Source organism: Coleofasciculus sp. F4-SAH-05, assembly GCF_040222985.1.
Classification (GTDB): domain Bacteria; phylum Cyanobacteriota; class Cyanobacteriia; order Cyanobacteriales; family Coleofasciculaceae; genus Coleofasciculus; species Coleofasciculus chthonoplastes.
In genome coordinates this window covers 23,889-38,011 of sequence record NZ_JAVKBY010000005.1, presented here as the reverse complement: position 1 = coordinate 38,011, position 14,123 = coordinate 23,889, and the positions used below count along the sequence as shown (strand labels likewise).

General features: G+C 46.4%; 10 protein-coding genes. 4 read left to right on the top strand and 6 right to left on the bottom strand.

Translation table 11 applies throughout. The features are described 5' to 3' along the window. Nucleotides 1-947: 947 nt before the first annotated feature. The 3 genes from RIG27_RS00550 to RIG27_RS00540 all read right to left on the bottom strand — a co-directional run bounded on the left by RIG27_RS00550 (nt 948) and on the right by RIG27_RS00540 (nt 4,662). A complete protein-coding gene (locus tag RIG27_RS00550; RefSeq protein WP_446341453.1) occupies nt 948-3,824 on the bottom strand; it encodes a transcriptional regulator in 2,877 nt (958 codons plus the stop codon). Between the two features lie 99 nt (nt 3,825-3,923). Next, nucleotides 3,924-4,145 (bottom strand): hypothetical protein, encoded by a 222-nt coding sequence (locus RIG27_RS00545; RefSeq protein WP_446341451.1) that lies wholly within the window; start codon nt 4,143-4,145, stop codon nt 3,924-3,926. 277 nt (nt 4,146-4,422) lie between these two features. Then, nucleotides 4,423-4,662 carry a DUF433 domain-containing protein gene (locus RIG27_RS00540; protein WP_446341449.1) on the bottom strand — a complete coding sequence of 80 codons (240 nt, stop codon included), beginning with the start codon at nt 4,660-4,662 and terminating at the stop codon, nt 4,423-4,425. Nucleotides 4,663-5,866: 1,204 nt separating this feature from the next. Between RIG27_RS00540 and RIG27_RS00535 the strand changes: the two genes are divergently transcribed. Next, complete coding sequence (locus RIG27_RS00535; RefSeq protein WP_446341447.1) at nt 5,867-7,087, top strand: SpoIID/LytB domain-containing protein; 1,221 nt, start codon at nt 5,867-5,869, stop codon at nt 7,085-7,087. Between the two features lie 191 nt (nt 7,088-7,278). On the opposite strand, the gene RIG27_RS00530 is transcribed toward RIG27_RS00535, so the two are convergent. Further along, nucleotides 7,279-8,205 (bottom strand): Uma2 family endonuclease, encoded by a 927-nt coding sequence (locus RIG27_RS00530; protein ID WP_446341445.1) that lies wholly within the window; start codon nt 8,203-8,205, stop codon nt 7,279-7,281. Nucleotides 8,206-8,422: 217 nt separating this feature from the next. After that, complete coding sequence (locus tag RIG27_RS00525; RefSeq protein WP_446341443.1) at nt 8,423-9,286, bottom strand: Uma2 family endonuclease; 864 nt, start codon at nt 9,284-9,286, stop codon at nt 8,423-8,425. A 384-nt stretch (nt 9,287-9,670) separates the two neighbouring features. Between RIG27_RS00525 and ndhN the strand changes: the two genes are divergently transcribed. From ndhN to RIG27_RS00510, 3 genes are all read left to right on the top strand, one after another. Continuing rightward, nucleotides 9,671-10,153: an NAD(P)H-quinone oxidoreductase subunit N gene (ndhN, locus tag RIG27_RS00520; protein WP_446341441.1), complete on the top strand. Its 483-nt coding sequence runs from the start codon at nt 9,671-9,673 to the stop codon at nt 10,151-10,153. Between the two features lie 186 nt (nt 10,154-10,339). Continuing rightward, entirely contained in the window at nt 10,340-10,945 is a 606-nt protein-coding gene (locus RIG27_RS00515) for a vWA domain-containing protein (protein WP_446341439.1), read from the top strand. Between the two features lie 253 nt (nt 10,946-11,198). Beyond that, nucleotides 11,199-11,651 (top strand): salt stress protein, Slr1339 family, encoded by a 453-nt coding sequence (locus tag RIG27_RS00510; RefSeq protein WP_446341437.1) that lies wholly within the window; start codon nt 11,199-11,201, stop codon nt 11,649-11,651. A gap of 113 nt (nt 11,652-11,764) precedes the next feature. Here the strand turns inward: RIG27_RS00510 and RIG27_RS00505 are convergent, their stop codons facing one another. Then, nucleotides 11,765-14,044 carry a PAS domain S-box protein gene (locus RIG27_RS00505; RefSeq protein ID WP_446341435.1) on the bottom strand — a complete coding sequence of 760 codons (2,280 nt, stop codon included), beginning with the start codon at nt 14,042-14,044 and terminating at the stop codon, nt 11,765-11,767. Nucleotides 14,045-14,123: the final 79 nt, after the last annotated feature.

The window sequence follows — 14,123 nt, the reverse complement described above, 5'->3', positions numbered from 1 at the left end:
AGGGGCGAGTCGCTGCATCAATTTTCGGTGTGAGAATTAACCTGTATCGACTCGCCCTTGTCTAAATGTTGTGTTAGACATTACCAATACCGGGCGGAGGGCGACCCGATAAAATTAAAGGTTGGGTGGTGTTAATTGAATGTGGCGGGTCGCCCCTACCAGGGTTTTAATGTATCTGATTCCTGATTTTTCCCTATATTTTATACCGGGCGACCCAATAAAATAAGGGTTAGGTGATGTGAATTAGATACGGCGGGTTACGAGAACACAAAAGGTTTAGGGTTTAGCGTCGTGATTATCAGGATGATTGGGATTGTCGGAATAATCACGGTTGTAGGGGCTCCTCGCTGCAAAACATGTTCGGTGTGAGAATTAACCTGTATCGACTCGCCCTTTTCTCAATTCGGTGTCACATCGATACCGGGCGGAGGGCGACCCGATACCATTAAAGGTTAGGTGGTGTTAATTGAATCCGGCGGGTCGCCCCTACCGGGGACAAATGGCGAACAATTAAACAATTTCTCAACTGGCACAACAATAGACGAATCGTCGATACAATTTTCTATAGATAGTATAAAATGTCTACTGCTATAAGGTACGCGATCGCTCTGTAGAGTCGTCAAGAAATTCTTTCGTCGGCTCAGGTAATTTACTGGAGTTTAGACGATAATGGCGATAAGTTGACACCAATGGATACTAAGTAGGTTGGTGGAAATAAACTCAACTATATTAAGTTATGTAAACAAGCCTCAAACTCTTACAAACAGGACTTACGCAGCGACACCACTTATGGGGGCTTGCGGTGCGTTACGCTGCGCTAACACACCCTACGAATAGAGGCTGTGCGTAAGTCCTAACAAAGGACGAATGACGAATGACGAATGACGAATGACGAATGACGAATGACGATCACCACCGCCCGCCTTTAACTGTCCCTACCTACTTACTTACCTAAACTTAGGTGGAAATTCGGCGGGAGGCGGAGAATCTGCGCCTGGAGGAAGCGGAGGTGAACCGCCTGGTGGTAGGGGTAGAGGTGTTGGTTCTGTTTCTGATGGTGTCGTTGCCGGTGTCGTTGCCGGTGACGGTGACGGTGAGGGTGACGGTGAGGGGGGTGTCTGCGTTTGTGCAGCCGAAGTGTCTTCGGGTGGAGGTGGAGGCTCAAACGTGGGTAATCCGTTAGCTGCATCTCCCGGCGGAGATAAGGGAATCATTGCTGGAGGTTCTGGAGGCGGTGGTTGGATGGTTTCAATGGTGACTGAACGGCTTTTTTGTTCCCCGGCTTCATTGGTGACTTGTAACGTAATTGTTTCCGTATTTGGTTCTGGACTAAGTTCATAAGGCAAAGTGCCTTCGGGTGGTACATTACCGGGTGCAGGTAGAAGTTCAACTTTGAGATTTCTGCCTCCCTCAACTTTCCAAGATAAGGGTACAGGTATCGATTGATTCCCAGAAATTGGTATCACAAATTTAGGACGAGTGAGGGTTTCTACACCACCAACTGTAAATTCAACAATATCAAAGGGGACAGGTTGGGCTTCAATTTTAATCGAATCAGTTTTTTGAGTGGGTAATTCTTCGGGTTCTCCTTGTTGGGGAACAATCGTTAATTCAAAAATATAGGTTCCAGGTTGACGAACACCTGTGGCAAGATTCAGGCAAACTAATGCCTCATCCTGTATTTCACAGGAGTCTTGTAAGGGTTGAGGAATCCCTTGACTAAAATCAATTGATTGCATGGGAAAGGTGACAATTCCTTCAGGATTTCGACCCACCAGTTTTAAGAGTCTGATTTGTTCGGGATGACTAATTTTCCAATTCAGTAAAATCCCTAACTCTTCTAGTCGCGGTTGATCTGGAGGAGAGTTGGTATCATTCGCTGTTGGACTGGCTTCTTGGTCTGCCGTTTCTGGATTTGGCTGAATAACTTCTTGATATACGGGTATAGTTGAAGTGAATTCTTCAATCTCAGGAATTGGGAACGGTGTGATTTTGACTGTATTCGTTTGTAGTTCCTCTAATTCCCCCTTCTTTTTCCCTTGGGAAATCACAGTCAGTTCAAACACATAATCTCCTGGTTCGCGAGCATCGGTTGGCACGTTCTGACAATTGAGAATCTCATCAATTTTGCAGAAACGCTCTAACTCATTAGGAATCCCCTGGCTAAAATTGTAGGCAATTGGTCCACTGGTGACGACTCCTTCTGGGGATACGCCTTGTATTTTTATAGTTTGGATGCGTTTGGGGTTGGTAATTTCCCAATTCAGGCGTACATTTTCCTGATCAGCCGCCGAGTAATTTTTGCCTGCTGGCGCAAATTCGACTATTTCCGGGCGGGGTTTGGGTCTAAAAAAGAGAAACCACAGCAGGAATATTAATGCGCCAATGAGTCCAACTATACCTAAAATAACTAATAAAAATTGCCACCACGGACGCCCTTCCCAAATTAATGTGCCTTGGAAGCGATTGTTAATTAGGGGAAACTGTTGTAGGTCTTCAATTTCAATAACAAAGTTTAAAACTCGTCCGTAGAAGGGTCTACGCCACCATTTCTGGCTGGGTTGCACCTCTAAATTCGCGATCGCATACCCGCCAGGGGCGAGGCGAATTTGGCTGGGTATCAAGGTATAGGTGCAAAGATCATCGCCATCGGCACTTTTGGCGATTAGGACAATGTCGCGGGTAATATTGCCGCCGTTATACAGTTGTAACTCGAAAACACCAGACTGATTGCTGATTTTACCGACTAAGGTGACTAACTCGACATTTAACAGGTAAATCGGCATTACCTGGAGGTAAATGGCATCGAGTAGCACCAAGTCGGGATTATTCAGGGAATAGAGACGCACTGTGGGGGAATAAATCGTCGCCCAGGTATCTACAGGTGGGGTGATAATGAGCTGGATTTGACCCTTTTCACCCGGATTCAATTCCAAGCCATCCATCACCCGCACCACTCCCGTGTCGGTATAGCCTTCGGGGTACATCACCCTATACCAAATCGGGGCTAAATCCGGACAAGTTAAGCGAAATCGATCTACGCGATCAGAACGGTTGTGAACCAGAACCTGAACCTCTAGGGGTTCTCCCGGTTGTACTACAGCAGGGGCGGCGGAACTAGTGATAGGGAGTAGAGAGAAGGTAGGATCATTAACCCGGATGGCTTCTTGGACAAAAGGTAAGACTTGCAGCCGTGCTTGATGCTGGATGGGCGTATCTTCTGGGTAATGCTGCTGGGCATCAACCATCAGCAGATAATTATAGGTGCCGGGTGTCGCATCCAGTGGCACCGGAATCTGGAATACCACCTCACTACTTTGTCCCCGCCCTAACGCCAGACGTTCGTAGGGGGAAATACACCACTCGTGCAGGAATTGGGAGGTTTCATCTATATAAATCTCAATGAAGGCACTTTGATTGCCTTCATTGGTAATCGTGACGCACAACTCAAACGTCGAACCGGGTGTAATTGGCGCATCCCCAGAGGGATTCACAATCATGGACAGGGGTTTTCCCGGTGTCAGCGCTTGCTGAATCATCTCGGAAAACTGGCTACCTTGTCGTCTCATTTCACTGCGGTAGTAACGGGGAATACCTTCAACTTGCATTTCTCGAATGAAACCCTGTTCGACTAACTCATCCAATTCTGTCCCGATTGTCTGCTCATCTTCGTTGAGGCGTTCAGCGATTTCGGGTAGGGTATGCCCTTCGTCGCGACGGATAAACAGAGCAATTTGCCGTTGACGTTCCGGAAGTGCCAAGATATCAGCAATATTTATTGTTTTACCACCATTTGCCGAAGGATTGGATGGATTGCTATTCATAGTTTCCCTTTCCCCTCTGGGTTTGACCTATCCTCCTGCTGACTTCCAAGGGCTAAACCGATTCTTTCTACGTTCAGCATGGGTGGAGCGACAACTGTATTAATGTTTACAGCGTTCACCGGAAATAAAGGGTCTGAAGCCCCGTCCTTCTAGGACGGCTTTTATCCGGATAAACACCCCAGGATAGTATGATAAAATGCAGTTGGCTTGCGGCTGCAAAGTCGAAGTCAACTTATCAGGTACGCCGGGACTCGGCGGAACCCAAACCGCAAAGGTTTGAAACGCCCAGCCCTGAATCGACAGGGTGTTAGGAGATAACACGATGCCCTAGATGGCGAATATCGTGTGCCTGGGAACCCGTTTACCGGGATATATGGAACGAAATTTCCATAGAATCTCCCTTATTCTAGGAGGGAGAGCGTCAATCTGACAATTAAACCGCAAGTGAGACGGAATGTCAGCTATTGTCATCTATCCTAGGTTAGTAGTAGGCACTTTAGTGCCAAAAGCGCTTTAGCGCTGACTACAAACTACGCGATCGCAGGTTGTCCTTGCCAGATGAACGGGAGTGGCGAGATGCCCATGTCCGCTAAAAATCTCATCCGGCTTCCTCACCCACAATCGGAAAAACCTGCTCTCGCGCTAACCATGCAGCATACAGCAAAGACTGTTGAATATCTTCGGGTTCCAAATAGGGATAATCTTCGAGTATTTCCCCCACTGTTTTACCATTTGCCACTAAATTTAAAACCAATGAAACCAGAACTCGCATTCCCCGAATACAGGCTTGCCCAGCCATGATACGTGGGTTAAATGTAATTCTGTCTAAACCCAACATCAATTAGTTCTCCTTTCACGTTAAGAGCGATCGCAGATTCTCATTCTCGGATATTGTAAAGTCTGGGGTAGGGAATGCGATCGCCACCTTACCGCAACCTGAAATGCTTTCGGGATGGGGGTTTGACGGGTTTTGGGAGGGAGTGCGATCGCTCTCCTCATGAGCAGTCGCCTAAAAGTTCTAGGGGAAACAGGCAGGCTATACCATTCGTATTGAAACCTCACCGAGTTGTTATTGAGCTTGATTTAAGCCAAAGAATCATCGATTAATTGCTTTATCTTTATCCTCTAGTCTAGCTTTAAGCTGTAGGTAAAGTGTCAAGTATTCCCTCCAAATCGAGTATGAAGTGAGGACAACAACTCTCCACTACGGCATTTCATCTGACTGCGGGTTCTTCTAGGGCGAAGGTTCTCTACTACAAGCTGATCGCACTTCTTTTGATAACCACGATTCACGACATCCCCCTTTGCTCTTTTTGTATCCTTCGCTACTGACATTATCTTTAGCTTGGCTCAATGTCGTTTCGGCTAAATTTGTCAATCTATGATAATTTAAACTATTCTTTCCCCCAGAAATGTTTAATTTTTTCAATCATGCTTCCATCTCAACAAAACGTCATAATTGCTCTTTTTTGACCCCTTTTCCGGAATCATCTACGAATTTTCAGGGGTTACAGCCATTGTGAGATGAGTGTGCGATTTTCAGGTATATTATCTATGGTGGGCTTCTTGTGGGCAAAATTAATCCCGACACAGCTAAACCCATTGAATTTTCGTAACACTTTGTATAATCGTCTGGTTTTCGTCTCACTCCCTATGTCCCCTTCGACGCATATATTTTTTTAAAGTTTAGATAAAAATCATTACTAAGTCTTGACAAAAACACAGATTACACTGATTGAATGGCACAGACAGAACACGGAATCGTGAGATACACAGATTGACACAGAAAAGTAAATAATCTCCCCAACAATTCTTACATCGTCTCCCCATTGAGAACTAACGCCTCTGTGTAATCAGTGCTACCAGCCTCCTACCCCCCACCTCTACCGTTCCTACCAATCAGAGAAATCAGTGTTACCATTCTTGATTCCGCCAGGGAGTGCCATATCCAAACAGGCGATCGCAGATTAAACTAAGAGGCGGTGCTTGATTGCTAATCTGTCGTTATCGTCCTCTCCCAACCCGATCAGGAGCAAGTATTGATGATTCGCCTGCCTAACAACCACCCGATTTTAAAGGGTTCTAGACTATGGTCAATGGTTGTGGTTTCAGCATCCCTCTTATTGCCCTTGATGCTAGCTCAATCCTTTTATTCCGGTTCTGAACCGATCGCACTCTCTCCCCAACCGTCTTCGGAGCCATCACCCCCATCGGAAGTCCCACCGCCACCAAATCCGTCCCCAGCTGAAGTGGAATGGCGTCATCGTCTGGTTGCTCAAAGTCTCTCCTGGCAACGTCCCTCAACTCCTGTTCCCCAGGCAACCCCATCTCAATCCTCTACTGCTCAAGATACCGCCAAAACTCAAACCTCGGCGGCTCAATCACCGACAGCCAACCGAACCACTCAAACCTCAGTCCAAAAACCCCCCACCCCCCTACCGCCCAAACCTAACGCCCAGACTCAAACCCAAACTTCACCCCCGCAATCCCCTCCCGCCGCTTCCGAAAACTCAGCTAAATCTGAAACTCCTCCCACCAATGCAGCCAGCTTAGAAATGCGAGTTGCGATCGCGACTGGGGTGAATTCCCTCAACGTTGGTACATCTACCGCCGGAATCGTGGTGGATGCGAATGGGAAGACATTAGGAAAACTTGAGGCGAAGGAAGGCGTTAACGCTCAACCCAATGGTTCTTATCTTCGCATCGGTGAATGGAAAACCCCAGGGGGCGTTTGGCTTAAACCCACAGGTGGCGGATTTGTTTTTGTCAATGGACGCTGGTATCGAGGGGATTTACTCTTACTATCACAAGGGGATAGTCTACTTGCCGTTAACTATATTGAGCTTGAGACGTATCTCGCCAGTGTCGTCGGTTCTGAAATCTATCCCAGTTGGCCCCCCGCCGCCCTAAAAGCCCAAGCGATCGCGGCTCGTTCCTATGCGATCGTGCATTATATTCGACCCGCTAATCAGTTATACGATTTGGGTAATACTCAGCGTTGGCAAGTGTATAAAGGAATTGAGTCGGAGTGGAATACCACAACTCAAGCGGTTCAACAAACCCAGGGAATGTTTCTCAGTTATAAAGGGGGCGTGGTGGAATCGTTATACGCCGCTTCAGATGATATTGTCAGTAATGTTTTTGGCGGTCAAGGAATGAGCCAAAGGGGTGCATACAAGTTGGCGATGCAAGGGTATGATTACAAACAAATTTTAGCCCATTATTATCCGGGTGCGGGGTTGTCGTGGCTTGAGGATCAGTGAGGATCATTTGTTATTCGTCAGGGTTTGACAGGTAACGTTTTCAGCGCTGGAGGGATTTTCAGGCTTAAGTGTGCGATCGCCTGGAGTGGAAAGACGAAGAGTAATTCCGGCGGAACGTCTATAACCACGTCTTCAATCGGTCAACAATGATTTAATTTTCATCGGTAAAAGTTGTATAATTGTCTTTTCCATCATCCCTGATCCTGGAAAAAGGTATCGGGGTCAATTCCCGATTCTCGTAGTCGCTCAATCAAAGCATCTAACTGAGCTTGTGTAGCTTTGGCTCGTTGTCTGTCCTGTTGAGCTTGCTGTAAAGCTTGGGCTTTTTGGATTCTTTCCTGTTCAGCTCGTTGTCGTTCTTGTTCAGCTCGTTGTCTTTCCCGTTCCGCTTCCGTCAGAATCCAGTTTCCTTGAGCATCATACCAACGTAACCAGAGGCGATTAATCCCTTGAAACTCTCCCTGCCATAATCCCAAACCTAAACCTAATTCACTCATCCATACTCGTCCATCTTGTACCTCTAACTCTTGATAATGCGCTCCATTGAGTTTAAACGCCCGTAGCTGATTGGTGTAACGACTGAATACGACATAGTAAGGAATATGTAAAATCTGCTCGTAAACCTGCCATTTTCGCGGCGGTTTATCTTCAGTTGAGCGCTGAATGTTTTGTCCATTTCCTACACCTTGTTCCGGCGCAGATTCTCGCCCTTGGGTTACCTGTTCTCCTAAGTCTTCCCTCTCGGTTCCAGGCGAGAGCAATTCCACAACAACAAACGGATTGACACCCTCCTGCCAAACCACATAAGACAGGCGCATATCCACGTCATTATACAGTCGTGGCACACCGACAACCCCAAACCAATCCGGACGTTTGTACCACAGGGGATGACGCACATCATAGTAAAGGTTCAAGTCGCTGGCATAAAATATCTGTGAAAGGGGATAGTGGGGAGGGCAAAATGTCAAGCTCAACAATTGTGCTTGCCAATCATGGAATTCGTCAGGCAAACCAGGTTCCTCCGGATCTTCACTCGGAAGATCATACATCGTCGGTAGCGTTTCTCGGGGTGAACAAGGCGGATCAGTTTGAGGAACAGGATAGTTGAACGAAACCATGGACGGGAATTGTTAGGAAAACTGGCTTTATTTTAACAATCCTTACTTATGAATAAGGGTGGGTGCAAGTTGTTCAGTTATTGGTAATAAGCTAGCGCTAGTTCCTCGCGCCCGCCCCTACAGTGGCTGGCGTTTGTCCCGACAATTGACCCTTCAATTACGCTTAGGGCATGGTTTTTAAGTCTTGCGATCGCTAACTGTAGTGACTGGAGTGATTTTAACCCTGATCCTCGAAAAAGGTATCGGGGTCAATACCTGATTCTCGCAGTCGCTCCATCAAAGCATCTAACCGAGCTTGTGCAGCTTCGGCTCGTTGTCTTTCCTGTTCAGCTCGTTGTCTTTCCCGTTCGGCTTCCGTCGGAATCCAGTTTCCTTGAGCATCATACCAACGCAACCAGAGGCGATTAATCCCTTGAAACTCTCCCTGCCATAATCCTAAACCTAAGCCTAATTCGCTCATCCATACTCGCCCATCTTGTACCTCTACCTCTTGATAATGGGCTTCATTGAGTTTAAACGCCCGTAGCTGATTGGTGTAACGACTGAATACGACATAGTAAGGAATCTGTAAAATCTGCTCGTAAACCTGCCATTTTCGCGGTGGTTTATCTTCAGTGGGAAGCTGACTCTCTTGCCCATTTCCTTCACCTTGTTCAGGCTCAGATTCTCGCCCTTGGGTTACCTGTTCTCCTAAGTCTTCCCTCTCGGTTCCAGGTGAGAGCAATTCCACGACAACAAACGGATTGACACCCTCCTGCCAAACCACATAAGACAGGCGCATATCCACGTCATTATACAGTCGTGGCACACCGACAACCCCAAACCAATCCGGACGTTTATGCCACAGAGGATGACGCACATCATAGTAAAGGTTCAAGTCGCTGGCATAAAATATCTGCGAAAGGGGATAGTGGGGAGGGCAAAATGTTAAGCTCAACAATTGCGCTTGCCAATCATGGAATTCGTCAGGCAAACCGGGTTCCTCTGGATATTCACTCGGAAGATCATACATCGTCGGTAGCATTTCTTTGGGTGAACCCTGTGGATTGGTTTGAGGAGAGGGATAGTTGAATGAAACCATGGACGGGAATTGTTAGGAAAACTGGCTTTATCCTAACAATCCCTACTTATGAATAAGGGCGGGTGCAAGTTGTTGAGTTATTGGTAACAAGCTAGCGCTAGTGCCTAAACCCGCCCCTACAGTGGCTGGCGTTTGTCCCGACAATTGATCTTCAACTACGCTTAGGGCATGGTTTTTACGTCTTGCGATCGCTATTCAATACACCAACTGATACCAAATCCGGGGAACGCTACCCCCGTTATAACCCAGTCCGCGCAGGCGGACGAAAGTTTGTGTAGCAGCGATTTCAATCGCCTCCTCTTGCTAGATGTGCTATGACCCCTCTATCCCTATATAATTAGCTCATAAGAATTAACAAAACTTAAGGCGGAATCGGAGAAATAAATGGCACTGATCACCACCGGAAAGACGTTCATTCGGGATTTAGAACAGTCCGGCACATTGGCATTGTACGCTCCCTTGGAGGGAGGATTTGAAGGGCGTTATCAGCGACGACTGCGGGCGGCGGGTTATACAACGATTTCTCTCTCCGCGAAAGGATTGGGCGATCCAGCCGCTTATCTGACGGGTGTTCACGGTGTTCGTCCGCCGCATCTAGGGAAGAAAAACATCGGTCAAAGCGCTGCTGTGGGTGAGGTTTACTTTGTCCCGCCTATCCTGACGTATCAGTTGGAAACCCTACCGGCTAAGTCGAAAGGGATGGTACTATGGCTCATTGAGGGCAGTAGCCTGTCGCGCCAAGAACTTGAATATTTCATCGCGTTGCCTAAGCAGGAGAAGCGGGTAAAAGTGGCGGTTGAAATGGGAGGTGATCGCTATTTCCGTTGGCAGCCGCTTCAGGAAACCTTATCTCAGTTGGCATCCTAATGCTGTAGAGACGCGCCATGGCGCGTCTCTACAATGCCAGGGGTTTGCACCAAAACGCTAAACGTTTTCGGTAAAACCCTCCCCTACAGCCATACTCACCAACTGTCGCCACCGTAAACTTGGCGATTGCCTCTTTGTGGGTTTGATACCCTTGAGAAGGACTATAGTAGATTTGGGAACGTTTTTATGCTAGAGAAACGAGATTATACCTTAATCATTGATAAAAGCGGCAGTATGTCGATTCGGGATCAGTATTCTGGGAAAAGCCGCTGGGATGTTATGCAAGAGTCTACCCTGGCTTTAGCCAATAAATGCGAAGAATTTGACCCCGATGGTATCACCATTTACCTGTTTTCTGGTCGCTTCAAACGCTACGACGGTGTAACAGCTAGCAAAGTTATCCAGGTATTCCAGGAAAATGAGCCATCAGGACGCACAGACTTGGCATATGTCTTGGAAGATGCCCTCAATAATTATTTTCAGCGCAAGACAAGCGGTCAGACAAAGTTGAACGGTGAAACGATGCTGGTGGTTACCGATGGGGAACCCGATGACCGCAAAGCTGTGATGAAGGTGATTATCGAAGCGTCACGCCGAATCGATAAGGATGAAGAGTTAGCCATTTCCTTTATCCAAATTGGCAGTGATCCTCAAGCCACAAAGTTCCTCAAGATTCTGGATGATGAACTGCAAGGTGCGGGTGCGAAGTTTGACATTGTGGATACGGTAACGATTGAGGATATGGAGGATATGACTTTAACGGACGTGTTGCTCAATGCTGTAATCGATTAGACAACCAAGTGAGCGTGTGTTTTAGAACACAGGGGGTGCATTTACCTCATTTGTGCCACTATGCTGTGTCTTTGTGTAGTATCCGATCCATAAGTCAGGCGATCGCTCTGAGCAGACGTCAAGGGATTCGGTGTCAGAGTCTGCAAAAGCAAAGCTGATTAAAATAGAAGATATAGAGGACATGATCTTTGAGGATATGTCCTTAACTGTAATTGTTGATAAAAAAATCTCTCCTAACTGAGAGTCTCGTCTTATGGCAGAATCCCTTGATGATTTATTAGACCAAATCAAAGCAGAATATCAAGACAAAGACAAGGGAAAACCCCTTGAAAAAAAACCTTTGTTGGATGAGGATGACTTGAAGTCTCCCCCAACGAATTCATCCATGTATCAACCTATTTCCTCATCGCCATCTTCGCGATCGCCCGCAGAAGATAGTATGCTTTCAGAATTGAAGGCTGAGTTTGAGGAGAAAGAGTGCGAAGCCCAACGAAAACGACAGCAGCAACAGCAAAAGGAAGAACTCAAGGCAAAACAGCGAGAACAGCGTAAACGGGAAGCCCTGAAGCAACAAGCCCAAGAATGGTTAAATAATTTGAAGCCGCATTCTGAGGAAGGGCTTTGGTTTGAAGAGTTTGCTTATAGCTATTCTTCCAAACTGGAAGCTGCGATGGATTATCTGCAAGCACTGCGGGAAACGCCGTGATGGGGAGATGGGGAGAAGGATCTAGTCAGGGCGGGTTTAGTTACTTAGGGGTGAGGTCAAAAATGATAGTAGTGAAACCCGCCCCTACACACTCAAACATCAACACTCAAAACTTAACTCCGAGGCGGGTGTATGGGTAGCTCAATGATAAATTCTGTTCCTTGACCGGGCTCGGAACTATAGCTTAGCTTTCCGCCGTGTTTTTCAACAATAATGGCAAGGGAAATAGATAACCCCAAACCTGTGCCGACGCCCACTGGCTTGGTGGTAAAGAAAGGGTCAAATATGTGTTTTTGTAAGGGTTGTGGGATACCAATGCCATTGTCAGCAATGCGAATGATTAATTGAGAAGAATTGATATCATATTCGTCTAAACAGTGATTATTTACTTCTGCCCTATTCCCTCTCCCTTCTGCCTTGTTTCTGTATTCAACTGGACTGGAGCGGAGATGATTATCCTGAGTCCTGACACTGGTACTAATTGTGATCGTTCGGGTATATTCTAAGTTTTCATAATGTTTTGCTTTCTGGTCTAAGGCATCAATTGCATTATTGAGTAAATTCATAAACACCTGATTTATCTGACTGGGATAACATTGAATCATGGGGAGTTTACTATACTCTTTAATTACCTGTATTTCCGAAGCAAAGACCGTCTTTTTTAATCGATGCTGTAAAATAAGCAGAGTGCTATTAATCCCTTCATGAATATTGACAAACTTCTGTTCTGCTTCATCTAAACGCGAGAAGTTCCGTAAAGACAGAATGATTTCCCGGATGCGTTCTGCTCCATCTTGCATAGAATTGAGAAGTTTAGGAAAATCTGCGCTTAAAAACTGGAGGTCAATTGCCTCAATCTTATCTTGGATTTCGGGTACAGGTGCTGGATAGTGTTTGGCATAGAGTTCGATCAAATTGAACAAATCTAGGGTATAGTCGCGAGCATAAGTAATATTGCCATAGATAAAGCTAATCGGATTATTAATCTCATGGGCTATCCCCGCCATCATTTGACCTAAACTAATCATTTTTTCATTTTGCACCAATTGAGCTTGCGTGTTTTTCAGTTGGCGTAACACTTGCTTAAGTTTTTTGTTTTTGAGTTTTAATCGGCTTTCCGACTGGCGCAAAGCTTCTCGGATTTGCTTCTGCTCACTAATATCGCGACCTTCAGGAATCAAGAGTACAACTTGTCCGGTTTCATCGGTCACAGGTTTGAGAGAAAAATCAATCGTGATTACCTGATTATTCGCGCCAATAACCTCCACTTCATAGCGCACAAATTCACCCATCGCCGCCGCCGCGATCGCATCTTTTAATTGTTCCTGAATTTCTGATGAATAACTCCACCATCGAGTTTGCCAGAATGGACGCCCCGCCACGTCTTCACGCCGCAATCCGCCAAAATTTAATGCGGTTTGATTGGCTTCTAACACCGTACCATCGGGTTTAAGCAGACCAATAAATTGAAAGGTTGCATCAAAAATCGCCCGGAATCGCCGTTCACTTTCTCGCAATGCATTTTCCGCCTGTTGGCGTTGCGCGGATTCCTCATGGGTATCGCTAATATCGGTAATCATCCTCAACACACCAACAAACTCACCCTGAGCGTTTAAAATCGGCGTGGCAGATACAATTGCCCATAACTCTGAGCCATCTTTACGGCGAAACTTAAACGGGTGGCGTTCTTGGATACCGTGACGACGACGCAAGACATAAGTTGAATAAAGAGGGCGACTTTCTGCATCCATGAAATCAAAGAGCGATCGCCCGATCATTTCTTCGACGCGATACCCCAACATTTCCGCCATACGAGAATTGGCAAAAATGGTTTGGCTGTTCACATCAAACATCCAAACCCCCTCTGACGCCGTTTCCACCATCAGGTGATAGAGTGCGTCAGATTCCTGAATGGTTTCTGACGGTTGCGCCGTGTGGCTAACCTGAACTTCGGGTTGACGCTGGCTAATATCCAGGATGATTCCATCCAGCCAGAGAAGTTGTCCAGTTTCGTCAAAAATTCCCTGTCCTTTATCACAAATCCAAACCACAGATCCATCCGATCGCACAATCCGATACTCCAACCAATAAGGCTGTTGAGTGGTTAGCTGTTCTGCCAGCGCTTGTGCAATAATTGGTTGATCATCAGGATGAATAATACTAATCAAAGACCGTTCTCGATTCTTAGTAAAATCACTGGCGGGATAACCGCAAATATCTTGGATAGCTGGAGTAATAAACCGTGTCGTCCACTGGGAATCCCAGGCGCGGCGGTAAATCGCACCGGGAATATTTGCCACCAGATCACTTAAACCTGTTGCATTTTGCTCTGATCCCTGGAGGTTGGGGTGATCGAGTTCGGTTAAATCGAGAAATGTTGGTTGTTCTACCATTGTTGTTGCTAGACTTTAGGACGTGATTCAACTCAGCAAGAGTGATGAGCGAGGTTGACAGGATGGATAATTTCTCTAA